At 55.2% G+C, this 20,761-nt stretch carries 16 protein-coding genes and 7 pseudogenes; 8 read left to right on the top strand and 15 right to left on the bottom strand.

Annotation, left to right across the window (positions count from 1 at the left end; genetic code table 11):
- Window positions 1-8 precede the first annotated feature (8 nt).
- Window positions 9-1,418 (top strand): annotated as a pseudogene (locus tag VV088_RS09310) (IS5 family transposase); the annotation flags it as partial.
- On the opposite strand, the gene VV088_RS09315 reads toward VV088_RS09310, so the two are convergent.
- The 5 genes from VV088_RS09315 to VV088_RS09335 form a co-directional block, all read right to left on the bottom strand.
- Window positions 1,323-1,613, bottom strand: a complete 291-nt coding sequence (locus tag VV088_RS09315; protein ID WP_334600482.1) for a helix-turn-helix domain-containing protein — start codon at window positions 1,611-1,613, stop codon at window positions 1,323-1,325. The pseudogene VV088_RS09310 and the gene VV088_RS09315 overlap by 96 nt on opposite strands.
- A gap of 4 nt (window positions 1,614-1,617) precedes the next feature.
- On the bottom strand, window positions 1,618-2,973 hold the full coding sequence (locus tag VV088_RS09320; protein ID WP_334600415.1) for a sensor histidine kinase: 1,356 nt from the start codon (window positions 2,971-2,973) through the stop codon (window positions 1,618-1,620).
- On the bottom strand, window positions 2,964-3,623 hold the full coding sequence (locus VV088_RS09325) for a response regulator transcription factor (RefSeq protein ID WP_160237488.1): 660 nt from the start codon (window positions 3,621-3,623) through the stop codon (window positions 2,964-2,966). The genes VV088_RS09320 and VV088_RS09325 overlap by 10 nt, the downstream gene beginning before the upstream one ends.
- A gap of 81 nt (window positions 3,624-3,704) precedes the next feature.
- Window positions 3,705-4,064 carry a YccF domain-containing protein gene (locus tag VV088_RS09330; protein WP_160636315.1) on the bottom strand — a complete coding sequence of 120 codons (360 nt, stop codon included), beginning with the start codon at window positions 4,062-4,064 and terminating at the stop codon, window positions 3,705-3,707.
- A gap of 17 nt (window positions 4,065-4,081) precedes the next feature.
- Window positions 4,082-4,834 (bottom strand): lantibiotic immunity ABC transporter MutG family permease subunit, encoded by a 753-nt coding sequence (locus VV088_RS09335; RefSeq protein ID WP_334600417.1) that lies wholly within the window; start codon window positions 4,832-4,834, stop codon window positions 4,082-4,084.
- A 122-nt stretch (window positions 4,835-4,956) separates the two neighbouring features.
- On the opposite strand from VV088_RS09335, the gene VV088_RS09340 reads away from it, so the two are divergent.
- The 3 genes from VV088_RS09340 (at window position 4,957) to istB (ending at window position 7,405) form a co-directional block, all read left to right on the top strand.
- The gene (locus tag VV088_RS09340; RefSeq protein ID WP_334600418.1) at window positions 4,957-5,316 is read left to right on the top strand and encodes a hypothetical protein; all 360 of its coding nucleotides are present in this window, start codon (window positions 4,957-4,959) and stop codon (window positions 5,314-5,316) included.
- A 75-nt stretch (window positions 5,317-5,391) separates the two neighbouring features.
- Window positions 5,392-6,615, top strand: coding sequence for an IS21 family transposase (gene istA / locus VV088_RS09345; RefSeq protein ID WP_334599537.1), 1,224 nt, complete (start codon window positions 5,392-5,394; stop codon window positions 6,613-6,615).
- Window positions 6,608-7,405, top strand: a complete 798-nt coding sequence (gene istB / locus VV088_RS09350; RefSeq protein ID WP_334599536.1) for an IS21-like element helper ATPase IstB — start codon at window positions 6,608-6,610, stop codon at window positions 7,403-7,405. The genes istA and istB overlap by 8 nt, the downstream gene beginning before the upstream one ends.
- 68 nt (window positions 7,406-7,473) lie before the next feature.
- Here the strand turns inward: istB and VV088_RS09355 are convergent.
- From VV088_RS09355 to VV088_RS09365, 3 pseudogenes are all read right to left on the bottom strand, one after another.
- A pseudogene (locus tag VV088_RS09355) lies at window positions 7,474-7,788 on the bottom strand (PcfB family protein); the annotation flags it as partial.
- Between the two features lie 75 nt (window positions 7,789-7,863).
- A pseudogene (locus VV088_RS09360) lies at window positions 7,864-8,178 on the bottom strand (DUF5348 domain-containing protein).
- A 17-nt stretch (window positions 8,179-8,195) separates the two neighbouring features.
- Window positions 8,196-8,741: pseudogene (locus VV088_RS09365) on the bottom strand (DUF6017 domain-containing protein); the annotation flags it as partial.
- A 186-nt stretch (window positions 8,742-8,927) separates the two neighbouring features.
- Between VV088_RS09365 and VV088_RS09370 the strand changes: the two are divergent.
- Window positions 8,928-9,353, top strand: a complete 426-nt coding sequence (locus tag VV088_RS09370) for an HTH domain-containing protein (protein WP_334599158.1) — start codon at window positions 8,928-8,930, stop codon at window positions 9,351-9,353.
- Window positions 9,350-10,372: an IS3 family transposase gene (locus tag VV088_RS09375; protein WP_334600186.1), complete on the top strand. Its 1,023-nt coding sequence runs from the start codon at window positions 9,350-9,352 to the stop codon at window positions 10,370-10,372. Before VV088_RS09370 ends, VV088_RS09375 begins: the two co-directional genes overlap by 4 nt.
- A 104-nt stretch (window positions 10,373-10,476) precedes the next feature.
- On the opposite strand, the pseudogene VV088_RS09380 reads toward VV088_RS09375, so the two are convergent.
- The 4 genes and pseudogenes from VV088_RS09380 to VV088_RS09395 form a co-directional block, all read right to left on the bottom strand.
- Window positions 10,477-10,707: pseudogene (locus VV088_RS09380) on the bottom strand (helix-turn-helix domain-containing protein); the annotation flags it as partial.
- Window positions 10,708-10,784: 77 nt separating this feature from the next.
- Window positions 10,785-12,098 (bottom strand): annotated as a pseudogene (locus VV088_RS09385) (IS5 family transposase); the annotation flags it as partial.
- Window positions 12,099-12,223: 125 nt separating this feature from the next.
- Window positions 12,224-12,334 (bottom strand): annotated as a pseudogene (locus VV088_RS09390) (helix-turn-helix domain-containing protein); the annotation flags it as partial.
- 146 nt (window positions 12,335-12,480) lie between these two features.
- Window positions 12,481-13,623, bottom strand: a complete 1,143-nt coding sequence (locus VV088_RS09395; protein WP_334600419.1) for a hypothetical protein — start codon at window positions 13,621-13,623, stop codon at window positions 12,481-12,483.
- Window positions 13,624-13,758: 135 nt separating this feature from the next.
- Here VV088_RS09395 and VV088_RS09400 point away from each other — a divergent pair, with 135 nt between their 5' ends.
- On the top strand, window positions 13,759-14,019 hold the full coding sequence (locus tag VV088_RS09400; RefSeq protein WP_334600420.1) for a hypothetical protein: 261 nt from the start codon (window positions 13,759-13,761) through the stop codon (window positions 14,017-14,019).
- A 41-nt stretch (window positions 14,020-14,060) separates the two neighbouring features.
- Here VV088_RS09400 and VV088_RS09405 read toward each other — a convergent pair whose 3' ends face one another.
- The 3 genes from VV088_RS09405 to VV088_RS09415 form a co-directional block, all read right to left on the bottom strand.
- The gene (locus VV088_RS09405; RefSeq protein ID WP_334600421.1) at window positions 14,061-15,242 is read right to left on the bottom strand and encodes a cation:proton antiporter; all 1,182 of its coding nucleotides are present in this window, start codon (window positions 15,240-15,242) and stop codon (window positions 14,061-14,063) included.
- A gap of 133 nt (window positions 15,243-15,375) precedes the next feature.
- Window positions 15,376-16,419: a hypothetical protein gene (locus VV088_RS09410; protein ID WP_334600422.1), complete on the bottom strand. Its 1,044-nt coding sequence runs from the start codon at window positions 16,417-16,419 to the stop codon at window positions 15,376-15,378.
- A gap of 9 nt (window positions 16,420-16,428) precedes the next feature.
- Window positions 16,429-17,895 carry an MBOAT family O-acyltransferase gene (locus VV088_RS09415; RefSeq protein WP_334600423.1) on the bottom strand — a complete coding sequence of 489 codons (1,467 nt, stop codon included), beginning with the start codon at window positions 17,893-17,895 and terminating at the stop codon, window positions 16,429-16,431.
- Between the two features lie 147 nt (window positions 17,896-18,042).
- Between VV088_RS09415 and polA the strand changes: the two genes are divergently transcribed.
- Window positions 18,043-20,739: a DNA polymerase I gene (polA, locus tag VV088_RS09420; RefSeq protein ID WP_334600424.1), complete on the top strand. Its 2,697-nt coding sequence runs from the start codon at window positions 18,043-18,045 to the stop codon at window positions 20,737-20,739.
- The last annotated feature ends 22 nt before the right edge of the window (window positions 20,740-20,761 follow it).

Here is a 20,761-nt window from a genome sequence, read left to right on the forward strand (position 1 = left end):
CGGAGTGGATGTATAAGGACAACAGTCAGCTTCGGATGGAAGATTTCATCTTTCCATATGGGAAACTGGACCCAGAAAACGATTGGGTGAAACTGGCGGCGCTGGTTCCGTGGGAGATAGCGGAGGAGCGGTATGCAGCGCGATTCGTGAACAATGGTCACCCGGCCCATCCGGCACGGATGGCATTAGGGGCGCTGCTGATTCAGCGGCGGCTGAAATGCAGCGACCAATGGCTGGTGAAGCACATTGGAGAAAACCCGTATCTGCAATATTTCATCGGCATGAAGGAGTACGGGCCGTGTCCGTTCGGGGCGTCCACGCTGGTAGCGTTCCGGAAACGGTTCAGCGAGGAGGACCTGGCAGCAATTCTGGAGGCGTCTGTCCCAAAAGCGGAGACAGGGAAACAGGATGACTCGGATGACGGGAACGATCCGCCTAACAGCGGGACACTGATTCTGGACGCCACATGCTGCCCCGCGGACATCGCCTATCCTCAGGACATCGATTTACTCAACCAAGTGCGGGAGAAAGCGGAGAAAACGGTGGACGAGCTGTGTAAAGCGGCAGGACAGAAGAAGCCCCGGATGTACCGCAAGCGCGCCCGGAAGGACTATCTCCGTCTGTCCAAAAGCAAGAAGCGCAGTGGGAACGCAATCCGTTCCGCGATACGCAAACAGCTGCAATACATCCGCCGGGATATCAGGTACATAGCTGAATTGGTTCAAAAAGGTGCAAAATTGTCTTCAAAGCAGGCGGACCGCCTGAATATCATGACTACTGTCTACGAGCAGCAGCGCCTCATGTTTGAATCCGGGACCCACAGCATTCCCCGGCGCATCGTCAGTCTGGCCCAGCCCTGGGTCCGGCCCATCGTTCGGGGAAAAGCCCACGCCAAAACCGAGTTTGGCTCAAAACTGCATATCAGTCTGGTGGATGGCTATGCCAGGATCGAACGGCTGGACTTCGAGCCCTTCAACGAATCGGAAGACCTCTGGCGGGCGGTGGCTCGGTACCGGGAGCGCTATGGCTGTTACCCGGAACGTATCCTGGCGGACAAAATCTACCGCAGCCGCCAGACACTGGCTTTTTGCAAAGAGCATGGTATTCGTCTGTCCGGTCCGGCCCTGGGAAAGCCGCCAAAAGCTCCCGGCCTGTCCCGTCAAGCAAAGAAACTGGAGTATCAGGACAACTGCGACCGCAATGCTGTGGAGGGTGTTTTTGGGACGGTCAAGACCGCTTACGGCCTGGACCGCGTCATGGCACGCCTACAGGAAACCGCTGTCTGTGTGATTGGCGTTGCACTGCTGCTCTCAAACCTTTCCTTATCCCTGAGGGCCGCTCTCGCTCTGTTTTGCCTTATGCTTCTGCTGTTTGTCTTGCTGACGTTGCGGAGCAGAGCCTATGTAGCCCTCGTAGTACCGCAAGACACGTTCTACGGCCTCGGCGTCCCCGGTGCGGGCGGCTTCGATCACCGGCCTGGGAAATCGGCCTGCCCAGCAACGGTTTTTTTTTCTGCCGCTGGGCAGATCATTTACTTTAGAGATATAATAAGAGAAGTTTTTGAAGGTTTCATAAAGATTTGCAAAAAATGGGTGGCTATAAAAGCCACCCATCCTATCAAAATGGAATTTTCAAAATTACTTTTGCACCGCCTGTACTTTTGGAGTTTTCTAAGACAAGCTCACCACTATGTTGTTCCATAATGGATTTTGCAATATATAGGCCCATACCAAAGTGCAGCTTTGAATTACGGCTTTGATCGTCCATAAAGAATTGTTCTTGCGCGTGCTGCAAGGCTTCGTTAGAAAATCCTTCCCCCTCGTCCGTGACTGAAATTTCAACGAAATCGTCTTTTCCGCAGACATCTATATGAAGTGTTCCATCTTGCGGGGAATAGTCCAACGCATTATTTACCACATTTTGAATGGCACGTCCTAACAAAACCTTATCTGCGGTTAGTTGCATCGGGATGTCGGACATACTCATTCGCAAATGAATTTCTTTTGTCCTGCACAAAGCATCTATTGATACTTTCACTTGCTTTAGATAATCAGGAAGATTAAAGATTTCTTTATTAAGCTGATACCCTGTTGAAGCCGTAGACAGGTCTATCAGGGTTTTAACATAAACTTGCATCTGCGTATAGCTGTCTGTGATGTAGTCAGCACATTCCTGTTGTTCTATTGTTAAGTCAGTATCATACAACAATTCCGTATTGCCTCGGATGATGGTTAGTGGTGTCTTGAGATCATGGGCTAATGCAGAAATCTGTTCTTGCCGCAGTTTGTCGGCCTGCCATTGTTCTGTAAGCGATTTTTTTAGTGCCAATTTCATGTGATTGAGTGCGTTCAGAGTTAAGTCGATTTCATATAAATGGCTTTTTTCAACCTCAAAATTCAAATCCTGCTGCTCAATTTTCTTTACAGCAGTCAGCAATTTATCCATTTTGTTCCCAAGGTATTTCCCGAATAGATATGACAAAACAATCAAGAGAAGCAGGATTTCCAATATAATGACAGCAATTAACACCCAATCTGCCGAAGGAAATATTCTATGCAGCAGTGGATTGCTGAATTGGGCGGTCATTCTATACCTTAAAATCAGTATTTCGTCAGTCCTGTCTATCACAGCATACAGATAAGGCTTGCTGCTTGTCTGATTGTTCACAATACATATTTTCCAAACGGAAGCTGTTTCTTCCAGATCGAGCGAACCGCCAATATACTTTCCGTCTTTTGTGAAAAGGGCATATTCACAAAGAGGTGGTATTTCATTTTCTGTAATCCGATCTGTGGATTGTAAACTTCCCCTCGCATTTTCTATTTCTGCGCTCATTCTATTTATTGGGTATATAAATCCAATTTCAACGCCAAATAGATAGAAGGCTATGTTGACAAAAGCAACCAGAAAAACACCAAGCGCAAGAAATATCGCATACTTCATAAAAACAGTACGCAGTTTTCTTACACCCATTTATAGCCAACCCCCCAAATTGTTTCGATCGTTGACAAATGAAATTCAGCTAACTTCCCGCGTATATTCTTGACGTGAGTAGAGATAACAGAACTATCACTTTCTCCGTCAAATCCAAAGACCGCCTCATAGATTTGTTCCCGCGTAAATGTTTGTCCATGATGTCGCGCCAGATATTCGCATATTTCGTACTCACTTTTTGTCAACGGAACCTTTTTTGAGTTGATTTCAGCTTCTTTCGCATTGAGGTGAAAAATGACGCCGGATATTGAAAAGCTGTTTTTCTTTTCTCTTACATCACGCCGCAAGTGAGCATTTACCCGCGCTCTAAGTTCGTTTGTCCCAAACGGCTTCGTGATATAGTCATCTGCTCCAAGTCCTAATCCCTGAACAATTTCACTTTCCTGCGTTTTTGCAGTAAGGAAAATGATCGGGCAATCTACACGGTCGCGGATTTGATTGCAGAGGTCAAAACCATCAATTTCCGGCATCATAACATCCAGCAAAATCAAGCCAAACTTTGAAAAATCCATTTCTGTGACTGCCTTGGCGTTTGATTGCAGTGTAACTAAATGCTGATCTTTTTCTAAAACACGCCTGACAAGCTGGAGCATAGCTATATCATCATCCACTACCAATATATGCGCCATTATCTCACCTCTCTGCCTTGGTTTATATATCCCGCTTGAGATAACCTCTTTTTCATGGCCCTATTTGCACTCCAAGGACATCTACATTACTGTTGCGCCAAAAGGCATCAACGCCAGTTTTGCCATTTTGAAGCACTGTACTCCGAAAGGAATCCCGATAATCGTACAACACAAAAGCACCCCATTCAGCAGCGCCACCAACGCCAAAGGGATACCGCTGATAAGCAGCCACAAGATATTGGCAATCGCAGACATAGCACCGCCGCCATAATTCACATCTTTTCCAAAAGGGAAGAAAGCAAGTGACGCAAACTTAAAGCATTGACGGCCAATCGGAATACCGACAATGGTAATGCTCCATAAAACACCGGCAACCAGCCAAGAAATTCCCTGCCACAGTCCGCAGCACAAGAACCAAATAATATTGCCCAACCAATTCATCAATTCTACCTCCACGCTTAATCGGCTGACCGATTTCCGTTATATCTGGAAAACCAGAGGACTACAATTCCTATTATAGCACAAGTTGACAATATGCAAAAGAGGATGCCAAAATCCATACCTATTCTATCTGGCGGCATTAGGCCAAAGCTCGTTTCCAGAACGTAAGAAGAAAAACGAATGCCCCAACCATAAGGGATAACAAACCAGATGCCCGTGCCTAATCCTGTTTGGAGAAGCGCAACCAAAAGGCTCCCGAACACTCCAATCCCTATTCCCAAATTTTTACCAAATCGAATTGCTAATACGAAATGAATACCATACAGCAAAATGTTACTGCCCCAAAGGACAAGTGGAATTACTGTATAAAATCCGGAAGGAATTTCAGTTGTGCCGCCAACCAGTGGAAATAGCGCACCAAATAGTACACTACTCAATACGGTTGCCAAAAGTCCAGTCACAAGCAAAATAGTCAATTTGGAAAGAGCGGCTTTCTGTCTGTATGGAAGTGTCAATATATTTTGAAAATGTCCTGCTTTTGCCTCCTGTTCTGCTGCAACATAGCAGACAATCCCGATTGCAAAGGGAAAAGCAACGGCCATGATCTGAAAATAAGCAGCCAGTTTATTGATGTCATCGCTTTGGGAAACGCCTGCATACAGTAACATCATAGCCGCCCCGCATACGGCAAAAATAACGTGCAGAAGGAAAAAACAGGAATGACACAATTTGTATAAATCACTTTTCAAATAGCAGATATAGTTAGCCATTGGACTTTCCCCCACTTCCAAGCAATTTAGAGCAAATCCAAAAGGAGGCAGCAGCTAATGCCAAGCTAATGGCAAGAGCGGGAAAAATGTGCTCAACAGCCAATAACGGAGAACCGTCCTCAATGGGAAGTCCGTTAGGATGTATCTTGAAAAATGGGCATACTACACGGGCCGGAATAGCGTATGGATTAAGAAAGAACCATGCTTTTTCTGCACCAATGGTAGATGAAACAATATTCGCCACAAAAGTTATCAGCACAGAGGGAAGATACCCTGTTTTGCTTGCAATCAGCATAACAAAAGGAAGTTGCCACAAGCAAGTAAGGAACAGCAGCATACAGCCGATTATGCTGTCCAGCGGAGAAATGTTCATAGTCGTAAAACTGGCAATTCCCGTAGTAAATAACCACATGAGCAGATTGCTGATAAAAAGTGTCAGCGCCAATGATAAAATGAAAGAAAACGCCGAGGAAAAAATGTAGTTTTGTGGCGGAGGTGAAGGAAAAAAGATAGACTCCCAATCAGGGCGAAAAAGAGCCCGGAAAGGGAGTCAGGAAATGAAAGGAGTACAGTGGATGGATATCCGAAGCGACAGACAAAAAGGGCTGAGCTATGTGGAGCTGGGCCGGAAGTACCACATGGACCCACGAACAGCAAAGCGGTACGCGGAATCGCCGCAGAAGCCGGAGTACACATTGAGCGAACCCAAGCCAACAAAGATGGACCCGTACAAGCAGATCGTGGACGAGTGGCTGGAGGAGGCGCCGTATTCAGCGCTGCGGATCCTGGAGAAGCTGCGGGAGATGGGATTTGACGGGGGCTACAGCATCGTCAAGGCGTATGTGAGCAGCCGGAAGATGGACTTGAATGAGAAAGCAACAGTGCGGTTTGAGACGATGCCGGGGAAGCAGGGGCAGATGGACTGGGGATTCTTCGAGGATCACCTGGTGTACGAGGATGGAAAGTGGAAGAAACTGTACTGCTTTCTCATGATTCTAGGGTATTCGCGGATGCGGTACATCGAGTTTGTAACGGATATGAGCACAAACACACTGATACGGTGCCACCAGAACGCATTCCGGTACTTTGGAGGATACCCAGAGGAGATTCTATATGACAATATGAAGCAGGTAGTGATCAAACGGCTTTTGAAGCAGGAGGACTCCACACTGAACCGGCAGTTTGAGGATTTTGCGGGATTCTACGGATTCAAACCCATTCTGTGCCGGCCCTACCGTGGCCAGACGAAAGGAAAAGTGGAGCGGACGGTGCAGTTTGTGCGGGACAACTTCATGGTCGGAATCAAGTACAACAGCCTGGCAGACCTGAACGGACAGGCCCTGGCCTGGTGCAACAAGGTCAATGGCAAGGTTCACGCCACCACCAACGAGATTCCCTTTGAGCGGCTGAAAAAAGAGGGCCTGAGCCCTCTCTCCCGTGAGTACATCATCGACAAAATCAACCTGAGGCGGGTACAAAAAGACTGCCTCATCTCGTACGCCGGCAATCAGTACTCCGTGCCAGCGGAGTACATCGGCAAAGATGTGGCAGTCGTAGCCCTCGACAGTATGCTGGCAGCCTACTATGAAGGCAAGCAGATCGCTCTGCACCGAATATCGTATCAAAGGAAGGACATGGTTGTCAATCCTCAGCATTACCGAAGGCTTACGTTGAAGCAGACGATGGACGCAGAAAATGTTCTGCTGGAACAGGGCAAAGTGATAGATTTCCCCTTGAAGCCCTCCGATTTGTCCAGATATGACGAGGTGCTGTATGACTGAATTTACTATGGACAGGCTGAGGGAAAACCTGGAAGCCCTGAAAATGAAAAACACCCTGGAGATTCTGGATAACTACCTGGAACGGGCCGTGGCTGAAAACCTCAACATTGTGGAGGTTTTGGATCACATTTTTTCAGAAGAAGCCAAATCCAAACGGAGACGGGCCTATGAGAAGCAGATCCAGATGTCCGGCTTTCCCATCAAGAAGACCCTGGACGATTTCGATTTCTCCTTCCAGCCCTCCATCGACAAGCGCCAGATCGATGAGTTAGCTACCATGCGCTTCCTGGAAAACGGGGAGAATGTGGTCTTCCTTGGCCCGCCCGGCGTGGGCAAGACCCATCTGGCCTCCGCTCTGGGCCTTGTGGCGGCACAGCACCGCTTTTCCACCTACTACATCAACTGCCATCAGCTTATTGAGCAGCTCAAGAAGGCCCATTTTGAGAACCGTCTGCCAGACAAGCTCAAGGTTCTCGCCAAGTACAGGATGCTCATCATTGACGAGATCGGCTACCTCCCCATGGACATCCAGGGCGCAAACCTGTTCTTCCAGCTGATTGCCAGAAGGTATGAAAAAACGTCTACCGTCTTTACCTCCAACAAGACCTTCTCCCAGTGGAACGAGGTCTTTGCCGACGTCACCATCGCCTCCGCCATCCTGGACCGCGTCCTGCATCACTGCACTGTCATTAACATCAAGGGCGAGTCTTACCGCCTGAAAGAACGCAAGGAATTTATGCGCCAGAAGCAGCAAATCGTGAACACTCTTTTTGAGCAAGGAAACGCTTGATTTTGTCCCCCCTTACCGCCGAAAAACTACAAAATTTCTTCGGCGTTTTCTTACAATTTCAAATTGGCGTTGACATCCCGGCTCTTGAAGATCACGATGTAGTGGGGCGGCTGGGTGGTCTTGTCCTTCCGCAAGGTGAAGTCCACGCCGTATTTCTTGGCGCAGGGCTTGAAAGCGGCGATGTTGGCGTCGGTGATCTCAATGTTGGACAACGCCGCCCCGTGCTGCTTCAACTGCTTTAGGCTCTGCTGGCCCTGATGGAGCTTGGGGCCGTGCTTCTGGGCATCCAAAAACTTTTTCAGGGCCATTTGCAGCACTTGGGCCGTCAGCTTCCCGGTTTTCATGGATAATGCGATGGTCTTTTGAGTGACTTCCTCCTGCAAGCGTCATACCTCCTTTGCCAGAAGTCAGGGGTAAAAACTAAGGCAGCACTACCAGCCGCCGCAGGTAAATCCGCATCAGATACGCACCCGCAGGCCGTTCAGGTCGTCGGCCCGGATGCCGACGAGATACCAGGCGGCGGCATACTCAATGCGGGTGGGCTTCCAGCGGCCTCCCACCATCTCGTCGTCGCAAAGTCCGCTCAACTCCGTTTCCGCCTGCGGCGAAAACTGCGTTCGCTCCCTTGCTCCTCCTCTCCCCACAAAATCTTCGATTTTGCGGGGGCCCCATTAGCATTGTTCACAGTGCAGGCCGCCGTAATAGTCGGCCAGATCAAAGCGGATGTCGTAGCGGTCTGTCCGCTCGTCGAAGATCAATGCGCCCTGTTTCATGTTCGGGGCCTCCTTTGTCAGATTTTACCCTCCGCCATATCGTGGGCGACGAGGGCGGTGTAGTAGCTTCCCATGGTGCTGGGGGCGTTGAACAGCACCGCCAGCAGGTATTTCTTGATGTTGCGGATTTTCGTGGTGTTCTCCCGCATACAGTCCATGACGAACTCAATATGGCCGCTGTTCAGTTTCAGCAGCTTGGCCTTTACCAGCTCGGCGGGGTAGTCGTCACCGGCCACCCGGATAGACTTGCGGGCCGTGCAGACGGTTTCCACCAGCAATTCCACGATGCCGTCCAATTCCTCCCGGTCGATCTTGGAGTAGTGCAGGAGATGGTCGTATTCGATATTCTCCTTGATAAGCTCCCGGTAAATCTCAACGGCGCTCTGCGTGGCCGCTTCCGTTCCGTTCCTTTCTGGCGGCGAAGCCGCAACAGCCGCCCCAGCGGGAGGGGGTGAAAGGGAGGGAAAGGAATGGGTAATTGATCGGTCAGTAATAGCTTGGTCTTTAGTTACTCTATCTTTATTTAATTGCGTTGGATTTTCCGACGTCGGTTTTCCCGTTGTAAACTGTACCCAAGATTATGGACAGCAGGAAAAATGGCGACCCAGGTTGGTGGACAGGTTAAAAAGTAAGGACGTACCCTAAAAGTGGACGAAACAAGTAATGAAAGAAAAGGGATATAGGACAAGAGTATGTTCTAAGGGTAGGGCTGTGTGATAAAATGAGGCCAATAGAAAGGGGCATCACACATGGCACGGAAAATGTTTACCCAAGAGCAGGTGCGGGTTATGGCAGAAAATCCATACACGCTCCATGTGTCCACCACGCAGATCACCTTCACAAACGCATTCAAGGAAGAATTCTGGCGGAGATACCAGGAAGGGGATACACCCAGAACGATTATGTACGATTTGGGCTATGATCCGGAGGTACTCGGGAGGAATCGTCTCAGCGGCATCCAGAACGTAGTGTGCAAGCAGGCGGTTTCAGCGAAAGGGTTCCATGAGCGGCCGCAGCGCAGGCGCGGAGAGGGGTCTGCTGAAGGCGGAGACACAACTACCCAGGCTCAGCTGCGGCAGATGCAGCACCGGCTGAAATATCTGGAGCAGGAGGTGGAATTTCTAAAAAAAATATCCTCTGCCAGAGGTGGACGAAAGCAAGGGCCGCGGCCATGAACGAGGCTTCCACCATCTTTTCCCTGATCCACCAGACGTTATCCAACAGTGAGAACGAACTATCTGTATCCATGATGTGCCAGACAGCGGGGGTTTCCAGGTCCGGCTACTATGCGTGGTTAAACGCCGCTTCGGCCAGGCAGGTGCGGGAAGCACAGGATCGCGCTGATTTTGAGCTGGTTTTGGAGGCATACAACCGGCGGAGATATTCCAAAGGGGCGCGGGGCATCTATATGTGCCTTATCCACAATACTCCGCCGGTGGTTATGAACCTGAAAAAGATACGCCGGTTGATGAAAAAATACGGCTTGCAATGTCCGATTCGGAGGGCAAACCCTTACCGCAAAATGAAAAACGCAATGAAAACGAATCATTATGCGCCTAACCTTTTAGACCGTGAATTTGAGAGCTATGGCCCCCGGCTTGTGCTCCTCACGGACATTACTTATATCCCCTGGGGTGGGTCGTTCCTCTACCTCTGTGTGATCATGGACGCCTATACAAAGCAGGTGCTTTCCTATACCCTCAGTCCATCCTTGGATGTTGACTTTGTGCTGGACGCGGTGGATATTTTGATGCGGGAACATGGCGTCTCGCTCCATGCAGAGACCGTGATCCACAGCGACCAGGGCTGCCATTATACCAGCTGCAAATTTATTGAACTCGTTGAACACAACGAGCTTCGCCGCTCTATGTCCCGCAAAGGAAACTGCTGGGACAATGCGCCACAGGAGAGCTTCTTCGGGCATATGAAAGATTTGATTGACTTGACGGGCGATCCCTCTTTTGATGAGGTAAAGGCGATCATTGACGATTATATGTCGTATTACAACAACGAGAGGTATCAATGGGATTTGGCAAAGCTCTCTCCCAACGAATATTTCTCCTTTGTCACTACCGGCATTTATCCTCTTGATCTCCCCAGCAAACCCTCGCCGCCTGAAATCTCTAAAACCCCCAATGAGCTTGGTGCGCACACTTTGGAGCCAGAGATAGTTTCTGATCCTTTAATTAGGTGACAAATAGTTGAGATTCATTCAGCCTGCTGTCCTTTTTGATGTCTGTCCAAATTTTGGGGTGTCTATTTCTTATTTTGTCCTTGACTAAGGGTACACTTTATTGTCGGGTTTTCCGACGACGGTTTATCCAACGACGGCGGCAAAGAAACAGGCTGCTCGTGGATGATGTATTCGTTGCTGCTGAACTTGCCGCTTTCATCCGTGGTCTGGTGGCGCTCGATGTACCCGGCCCGCTCCAATTCGTTGACAGCGGAACGAATAGCGTCCTTGCTCTCTCGGTTGATATAGCACACGCCGGACAGAGTGTAATCCTAATCTTCCGGGAGGCTAAGTAGGCTCTGCTCCGCAACCTCGGCAAGACAAACAGCAGAAGCATAAGGCAAAACAGAGCGAGAGCGGCCCTCAGGGATAAGGAAAGGTTTGAGAGCAGCAGTGCAACGCCAATCACACAGACAGCGGTTTCCTGTAGGCGTGCCATGACGCGGTCCAGGCCGTAAGCGGTCTTGACCGTCCCGAAAACACCCTCCACAGCATTGCGGTCGCAGTTGTCCTGATACTCCAGTTTCTTTGCTTGACGGGACAGGCCGGGAGCTTTTGGCGGCTTTCCCAGGGCCGGACCGGACAGACGAATACCATGCTCTTTGCAAAAAGCCAGTGTCTGGCGGCTGCGGTAGATTTTGTCCGCCAGGATACGTTCCGGGTAACAGCCATAGCGCTCCCGGTACCGAGCCACCGCCCGCCAGAGGTCTTCCGATTCGTTGAAGGGCTCGAAGTCCAGCCGTTCGATCCTGGCATAGCCATCCACCAGACTGATATGCAGTTTTGAGCCAAACTCGGTATTGGCGTGGGCTTTTCCCCGAACGATGGGCCGGACCCAGGGCTGGGCCAGACTGACGATGCGCCGGGGAATGCTGTGGGTCCCGGATTCAAACATGAGGCGCTGCTGCTCGTAGACAGTAGTCATGATATTCAGGCGGTCCGCCTGCTTTGAAGACAATTTTGCACCTTTTTGAACCAATTCAGCTATGTACCTGATATCCCGGCGGATGTATTGCAGCTGTTTGCGTATCGCGGAACGGATTGCTTTCCCACTGCGCTTCTTGCTTTTGGACAGACGGAGATAGTCCTTCCGGGCGCGCTTGCGGTACATCCGGGGCTTCTTCTGTCCTGCCGCTTTACACAGCTCGTCCACCGTTTTCTCCGCTTTCTCCCGCACTTGGTTGAGTAAATCGATGTCCTGAGGATAGGCGATGTCCGCGGGGCAGCATGTGGCGTCCAGAATCAATGTCCCGCTGTTAGGCGGATCGTTCCCGTCATCCGAGTCATCCTGTTTCCCTGTCTCCGCTTTTGGGACAGACGCCTCCAGAATTGCTGCCAGGTCCTCCTCGCTGAACCGTTTCCGGAACGCCACCAGCGTGGACGCCCCGAACGGACACGGCCCGTACTCCTTCATGCCGATGAAATATTGCAGATACGGGTTTTCTCCAATGTGCTTCACCAGCCATTGGTCGCTGCATTTCAGCCGCCGCTGAATCAGCAGCGCCCCTAATGCCATCCGTGCCGGATGGGCCGGGTGACCATTGTTCACGAATCGCGCTGCATACCGCTCCTCCGCTATCTCCCACGGAACCAGCGCCGCCAGTTTCACCCAATCGTTTTCTGGGTCCAGTTTCCCATATGGAAAGATGAAATCTTCCATCCGAAGCTGACTGTTGTCCTTATACATCCACTCCGCCCCCTATAAGTGCACGCTTTTTCCTTGCTTTTTCCCAATTCCCTTGCACCTATTCTACCATATTTCATCCCATATTGCTTGTCTTCTAAGCAGTTTGAGGTTACGAAGCAGGCCCTAAGTATCTGCGACAGCAGGCCCTTGGCTTTCAGGGACAGGGACTTGTCCCGCAAGTGGTAGTTGGACATCACCGTGTACCCCTTGTTTCTCTCCACGCGGAATACTGGCATGGTTCTCCGCTCCTTTCGACGTCTGGACATGAAAAAACGCCGCAGATTTTGAAAACCTACGGCGCAGACAATCCCCCACTTAAAAACGCCATATCAAGGCTTGTCCAACCTTGCTACGGCGTTTTTGGTGTAATTATAAGGGCTGTTTAATTGTCTTTAAGATGTGTGCAATCCGCATGATTACGGGGTTTTCTGTGTTGTGCATATATTGACGGCTCTACTGCACCAGCCGCGCCAGCAGGGCCGGCAGGGCCAGTGGGGCCGACCGCGCCAGCGGCACCGGCAGGGCCAGCAGGGCCGGTGGGACCAACCGCACCGGTGGCACCCGTCGCACCGGCAGGGCCGGTGGGGCCGACTGCGCCAGCCGCGCCAGTGGCACCAGTCGCACCAACGGGGCCGGCAGGGCCGGTGGGGCCAACTGCGCCAGCGGCACCGGCAGGGCCGGCAGGGCCGGTGGGGCCGACTGCGCCAGCCGCGCCAGTGGCACCAGTCGCACCAACGGGACCGGCAGGGCCGGTGGGGCCAACCGCACCGGTGGCTCCAGTCGCACCAACGGGACCGGCAGGGCCGGTGGGGCCAACCGCACCGGTGGCTCCAGTCGCACCGGCAGGGCCGGTGGGGCCGACTGCGCCAGCCGCGCCGGTGGCACCAGTCGCACCAACGGGACCGGCAGGGCCGGTGGGACCAACCGCACCGGTGGCTCCAGTCGCACCGGCAGGGCCGGTGGGGCCGACTGCGCCAGCCGCACCGGTGGCTCCAGTCGCACCGGCAGGGCCGGTGGGGCCAACCGCGCCGGTGGCACCCGTCGCACCGGTGGCTCCGGCAGGGCCTGTGGGACCCATAGGCCCTGCAGGACCGGCAGGACCCTGAGCGCCAGCAGGGCCAACTGCTCCGGTGGCTCCGGTGGCACCCGTGGCGCCCGCAGGACCTGCGGGGCCGGGGATCCCCTGGGGACCGGTTGGGCCAGCGGGGCCATCCGGGCCGGGGTACCCCTGAGGTCCGGTGGGACCGGTTGGTCCGGTACCGGGATAGGGCGGGAAGGGACCTGGCCCCGGACTGGGACAGGGAGGTACTGGAGGCAGGGTGGGCGCAGAGCCGCAGCCGCAGCCGGTATTGCAGCCACAACCGGTATTGCAGCCACAGTTGGTATTGCAGCCACAACCGGTATTGCAGCCGCAGCCAGTGCCGCAGCCGGTATTGCAGCCGCAGCCGCAGCTGCTGCCGGTCAGATGAGCCACGACGCCGTTCTGACTGCTCTGCTCCCAATCAGAAGCATAGTATCGATTCATAACGCACTCCTTCAACTCAAAGTAGTGGATGTGGCAGTGCCACATACCATTCTATGAGGGCCGCCGCCATCGGTGCGGACTCTTTACAGAACCGTTTTTTTCTGGCATACTATAGCAAAAGGAGGCGCATGCCCTTTGAATCACATCGAGATCCCCACCCTCCTCTTCTGGGAGAACGGCAACAGCTGGTTCGGCAGTCTGGACAGCACCCGCTTTTTCATCCAGCCTGAGACCCCCGAGGGTGCGGAGGAAAAACTGCTCACCGTCCAGGTCTGGAAGGGGCCGCTGACTATGACGCTGAGCGAGATCACCGCCACAGCCGCCTTCCCCCTCTCCGAGGAGGGGCTGGCACAGACCGCCGCCTGGCTGGAGCAGCAGGCAGCGGGGCAAAGCTGAAAAACTCCCATCCGCCGGACAGCGGATGGGAGTTTTTTGTGTCAGACCAGCTCCGGGCCTCTGGTAATGGCCATTTTCAGCAGCACCGGTGTGAGCAGAGCCGAACAGATGACCGCCAGGACGATAGCGGGCAGGATGGCCGGATCAATCATCCCGGCGTTGATCCCCCGCTGGGCCACCATCAGGGCCACCTCGCTGCGGGCCACCATGCCGATGCCCACTACCAGCGACTGGTGGCGGCTCATGCGGCAGGCCAGTCCGCCCAGGCCGCAGCCCATGATCTTGGACAGCACCGCGGCCAGCACCAGCAGCAGGGCAAAGACCAAAATGCTGGAGTTCATATCCCGCAGGTTAGTCTTCATGCCAACGCTGGCAAAAAATACCGGGGTAAATACCATGTAGGAGGTGACGGTAAACTTTTTGGCCACAAACTTCCGGGCTTTGGTCACGTTGCACAGGATCAGGCCGGCGAAGTAGGCCCCTGTGATGTCCGCCACCCCGAACCACTCCTCGGAGCAGTAGGCCATCAGCAGGCAGAAGGCCAGCGACCACACCGCCACCCGACGGCTGTGCCAGTGCTCCTCCGCCACGACCGTAAAGATGCGGCGGACCACCAGCCCCACCACCAGCACAAAGGCGAAGAAGAGCGCGATGTGGACCATCACCTGCACCGGGTCGGAATCCCCGGAGCTGAAGGCGCTGAGGACGGACAGCACCACGATGCCGATGATATCGTCAATCAGAGCGGCGCTGAGGAGAGTGGTCCCTGTTTTGGTCTTCAGCTTGCCCATCTCGTTCAGCGTCTCCACCGTGATGGACACCGAGGTAGCGGAGAACACCGAACCCATAAAGGCGGATTTCAGCAGATTATAGGCGGTCAGCTCGCCGCCGCAGAAGAAAAAGAAGTACAGCCCGCCGCACAGCACCAGGGGCACCGACACCCCCAGCACCGCGATGACGCTGGCCTGAATGCCGGTCTCCTTCAGCTCCTTCATGTCGGTGTCGATGCCGGCGGTGAACATGAGCATGATAACGCCGATCTCTGCCGCCTTCACCAGAAAGTCGGTGCTCTCCAGCACGCCGAAGCCGCTGGGACCCATGATGATGCCCGCCAGCAGCGCCCCCACCACCTGGGGCAGATGGACCCGCTCGGTGAGGATGCCGAAAATCTTGGTGGACAGCAGGATAATGGCCAATAACAGCAGATAAGTATAGGATTCCATAATTTCTTCCCTCCAGAACAACCGCCCGGGTCCGTCCGGGCGTCTCTGTATTATACGCACCAGGGATATGGGAAGTCAATGGTCAAAACGGCGGGAAACGTTTCCAGTTCCCCGCCGTTTTTGGAGAAATTTTTCACCCAAAGGCCGCCAGCGCCTGGTGATAGGTCTCCAGATCCGCCGCCCACACCGGGTCGTCCGGATCGGCGCTCAGGCCGGGCCGGGCCGCCGCCAGCTCGTCGGCAAAGTAGCGGCTGAACCGGGTCGCACCCAGGGCGTCCAGGTGGTGGGCATCGTAGAACATGTCCTCGGTCAGGCCGATGGCGCAGTAGTCCTCATTGAAGTCGTGGAAGGGAACGCCGTATTTGGCAGCAATGGCCCTCACGGTGTTGAGGCAGGGCTTCTCCTCCACCTCCAGGTTGGAGGGGCTTTTTACGATCCAAAGCTCGATCCCCTCCGTCTGGCACAGGCGGATGATTGCCTCCAGCCAATACTGGTTCTTTTCCAGCAGAGGGGCCGTCTCCTCGATGCCCTCAATGGCGGGCCGGGGCTGGGGCGCCGCCTGGGGCTCCAGCATGACAAAGCCCTTGTAGGGGTCCCGGGCCTGGGAGCGGCGGAAGGTAAAGTCCGCCCGGTTCAGCTCGTTCCAGCGGCTGTGGTACATCATAAAGTTGAACAGCGTCCCCAAACGGTTTTCCCAGTCGGGGGCGGACTGCATCGCCAGCTCCACCTTGTTCCAAGACAGGGGCAGCTCGTCCATATAGGAGTAGGTCACCCCGATGTCCTTGCCCTTGTTGCCCTCGATATAATACGCCTGGTCCCCGAAGGCCATCCGGCACTCCAGCACGATCAGGGAGGGCGACTGGGTCTTCAGCGCCTCTTTAATATAGGTGTAGGTGGCCCAGATGGGCTGCTGCTGGGTGGCAAAGACGTAGCTCTTGACCCCCGTCTCCTCCCAGATCACCAGGGGACTGAAGGCGGCGTAGGCGTGGCTGGGGCCGAAGAACATCACCTCAAACTGGTCCGGCTCCTCGTTGTAGAAGCCCCCCACCTTGTTGGTCATGTCCCAGGCTCCGGACAAGGATTTTCGGGCCATCACCCGCTGGACAGGGTACAAGATCAGCCCCAGCAGCGCCAGAAAGGCCAACGTCTTATAGAAAAATTTCCGTTTATCCTTCATGACTCCACCTCAGAACTGGAAGTAGGCAAAGGCCCTGACGTCGTAGCCCGGACCGTAGACGCCAAAAATCAGCACAATCAGCGCCAGCCCCAGGTAGCACCCCCACCGGACGGCCAGCGGCCAACGGGACACCATGGCGATGGCGTCCGTCCTCTCGTCGGCCAGATCAAAGAGGAACAGCAGCAGCAGAGCCCCCAGCAGGAAGGCCCCCTGGCGCAGCCCCAGGCCCATGGCCTCCAGGCCCGTCAGGTTGGTCAGAAGGTTTTTGCAGTACTGCGCCGGATCACCGATCCCCCACAGCGCATGCCGGACCACATAGAGGGCGTCCCCAATATTGGCCGCCCGGAAGAAGATCAGGGAAAAGCAGGACAGGGCGAAGGTGGTCAGGATGGCCAGCAGGTGGAGGGGCGGCGGCTTGGGCGGCTCCTTGGACCGGTGACAAGCCCGTTCCAGGTTGATGTACACCGCCTGGAGCAGGCCCCAGATCACAAAGGACCACTCCGCCCCGTGCCACAGGCCGCTGAGGAAGAAGGTGATGGTGGTGAACAGATACTGCTTCGCCCTCCCCTTCCGGCTGCCCCCCAGGGGGATGTAGACGTACTCGGTGAACCACTGGCTCAGGGAGATGTGGTTGCGCTGCCAGTAGTTGCTGATGGAGTGGGAGAAAAAATAGGGGGACTTGAAGTTGACCATCAGATCGACGCCCATCATTTTGGCGCAGCCCCGGGCGATGTCGGAGTAGCCGCCGAAGTCGCAGTAAATCTGGAAGGCAAAGGCGCAGGTAGCCAGCACCAGCGCCCCGCCCTGGTAGTTCTCCAGGTTCAGGTAAACCGGGTCCACAATGAGGACGGCCAGCTGGTCGGCCACCACCATTTTTTTGAAAAAGCCCCAGGCCATCAGCTTGGCCCCCCAGGTGACGCTGCGATAGTCGAAGGGGTGCTCCCTCTTCAACTGGGGCAGCAGGTTGGACGCCTTCTCGATGGGACCCGCCACCAGCTGGGGAAAGAAGGAGACAAACAGGGCGAAGGTGACAAAGTCCCGCTCCGGCTCCAGCTTGCCCTTGTAGACGTCCAGGGTGTAGCTCAGCGTCTGGAAGGTGTAGAAGGAGATGCCCACTGGCAGGATGATGCTCAGCGCCGGGGCGGAGAAGGGAATGGAAACCGCCTTGCACAGGGCGGTGAGGGTCTCGCCAAAGAAGTTCAGGTACTTGAAGAAGAACAGCAGTCCCAGGTTCATGGTCAGACTGACCGCCAGCAGCCACTTTTTTCTCTTGGGACAGCGCGCCATCCCCAGGCCGCAGCAGTAATCCACCAGAGTGGAGAACAAAATCAGCACAATAAACTCCGGCTTCCAGCACATATAGAAGTAGTAGCTGGCAAGGAGCAGCATATACTTTTGGAGGCGGAAGGGCAGAGCGTAATACAGAACAAAGACACAGGGGAAGAAGACCAGGAAGGGCAGGGAGTTAAACAGCATAGGAACCTCCGCAGATTGGAATATGTTGTGGACCAGTATATCACAAGCGGAGCAGGAAGGAAAGTTAAGTTTTTGTTTTTCTTGCTCCAGGGGGCAAAAGCTGGTATACTATAACATCAAGATTCTGAACTGAGGGAGACTTCCGCCATGAAAAAACTGATGGTTCTCGACGGCAATTCCATCGTCAACCGGGCCTTTTACGGGGTGAGCCAGAGCCTGACCACCCGGGAGGGCCAGCCCACCAACGCCATTTTCGGCTTTCTCAACATCCTCAACAAGCTGCTGGACGAGGTTTCCCCCGACGCGCTGTGCGTCACCTTCGACCGGTCTGCCCCCACCTTCCGCCATCAGACCTACGACCAGTACAAGGCCAACCGCAAGGGGATGCCCGAGGAGCTGGCCAGTCAGATGCCCCTGCTGAAGGAGGTGCTGGCTGCCCTGAACGTCCCCAGATACGAGCTGGACGGCTGGGAGGCCGACGATCTGCTGGGCACCATCGCCAGGCTGGACGAGGAGGCCGGGTGGGAGACGGTGATCGTCACCGGGGACAAGGATTCCCTCCAGCTGGTGACGGGGAAGACCACCGTCAAGCTGGTATCCACCCGCATGGGCCGCACCACAACCAAGGATGTCACTCCGGAGTCCTTCCAGGAGGAGTACGGCTTCGCCCCAAAAAACATCATCGACCTGAAGGCCCTCATGGGGGACTCCTCCGACAACTACCCCGGCGTGAAGGGGGTGGGAGAAAAGACCGCCATGGCCCTGATCCAGCTCTACCACACCATCGCCCGCCTCTACGACCACATGCCTGGCATCTGCTCCGCCCCCGGCACACCCGCCAAGCCCGGCCTCATTAAGAAGCTGGAGGAGGGCAAGGAGAGCGCCTTCCTGTCCTACGACCTGGCCACCATCCGCACCGACGCTCCCATCGCCTTCCAGCCCGAGGACAATCTGCGCCAGGCCCCGGACAACGACAAGCTATATCAGCTCTTTTTGGACCTGGAGTTTGCCAAGCTCATCGACCGGTACCACCTCACCGCCCCCCAGGGGGAGCAGGCAGTCCAATCGGATGTCCCCGCCGTGCTGGAGGGGGGCTGCTATCTGGAGACGGACATCACCCCGGAGCACGCCCGGAGCCTGCTGGAGCTGTGGCGGACCAAGGAGGTGGTCCACATTGTCGCGCTCCCCTCGCTGGACGCGGTCTGCGTGGAGTGCCATCTGAACGACGACTCCTGGAACGCCAGCCTTTTGCGGGCGGACAAGCTGGAGCATTACAATGAAATGATTCGGGTCCTTTTCTCCGACCCCGCCATCAAAAAGGCGGTCCACGGCCTGAAAAATCTGTGCCGGGCCCTGCTGGCCGAGGGCATCTCCCCCGCCGGGTTCGTCTTTGACACCGAGGTGGCCGCCTATCTCCTGGCCCCCGCCGACGGCAGCTATGAGCTGGAAAAGCTGGGCCTGACCTGCTACAGCCAGCAATTTCCCAAGGCCAGCCTCTACCTGGATGAGGGGGCCTTCGGCCCCCTGTCCGATCCGGAGCCTCCCGCCCAGGCCATGATGCGCCACTGCCTCCTCATCGACGCCCTGCGGGACACCTTCACCGCCCGGCTTCGGGAGCTGGGCATGTGGGAGCTGTATGAGACGGTGGACCTCCCCCTGTGTCAGGTGCTGGCTGAGATGGAGACCGAGGGCTTCCTCATTGACCGGGGGGCGCTGGCGGAGTTCGGAACCATGCTGTCCGGGCGAATTGATGCGGTCCAAAAGACCATCTACGCCCTGGCCGGGGAGGACACCTTTAACATCAACTCCACCCAGCAGCTGGGGGGTATCCTATTCGACAAGCTGGGCCTTCCCCCGGTGAAAAAGACCAAAACCGGCTACTCCACCAACGCCGACGTGCTGGAAAAGCTGCGGGGCGAGCACCCCATCATCGAACACATCCTGGAGTACCGCCAGCTCACCAAGCTGAAGTCCACCTACGCGGACGGTCTAGGCAAGGTCATCGGTCCGGACGGACGCATCCACACCTCCTTCCAGAATACCGTCACCGCCACTGGGCGGCTCAGCTCCACCGAACCCAATCTGCAAAACATCCCCGTCCGCACCGAGCTGGGGGCAGAGCTGCGGAAAATGTTCGCCGCCCCCGCCGGGCGGGTGCTGGTGGACGCGGACTACTCCCAGATCGAGCTTCGCCTGCTGGCCCACATGGCCGGGGACCAGGCCATGATCGACGGCTTCCGGTCCGGGGAGGACATCCACACCATCACCGCCTCCCAGGTCTTCGGCGTGCCTCTGGAAGAGGTCACCGCTCAGATGCGCCGGAGCGCCAAGGCGGTGAACTTCGGCATCGTCTACGGCATTTCCCCCTTCTCCCTGTCCCAGGACATCGGGGTCACCGTGCAGGAGGCCAAGGCGTATATGGACCTCTACTTCGCCCACTACGCCGGGGTGCGGACCTATATGGACGCCGTGGTGGAGCAGGCCAAACAGGCCGGGTATGTGTCCACCCTGTGGGGACGGCGGCGGTGGATCCCCGAAATCAAATCCTCCAACTTCAACACCCGGTCCTTCGGGGAGCGGGTAGCCCTCAACGCCCCCATCCAGGGCACTGCCGCCGACATCATCAAGCTGGCCATGATCCGGGTGCGGGACCGGCTGAAAACCGAGGGGCTGGAGGGCAAGCTGGTCCTCCAGGTCCACGACGAGCTGATCGTGGAGTGCCCGGAATCGGAGGCGGACGCCATCTGCAAGCTGGTGGAGGAGGAAATGGAGGGCGTAGCCGCTCTGTCCATCCCCCTGCTGGCCGAGACCCACGCCGGAAAAACCTGGGCGGAGGCCCACTGACCATTTATCCGCCCAAAATGAC

Origin of the sequence: Lawsonibacter sp. JLR.KK007 (assembly GCF_036941135.1) — a bacterium.
Classification (GTDB): Bacteria; Bacillota; Clostridia; order Oscillospirales; family Oscillospiraceae; genus Lawsonibacter.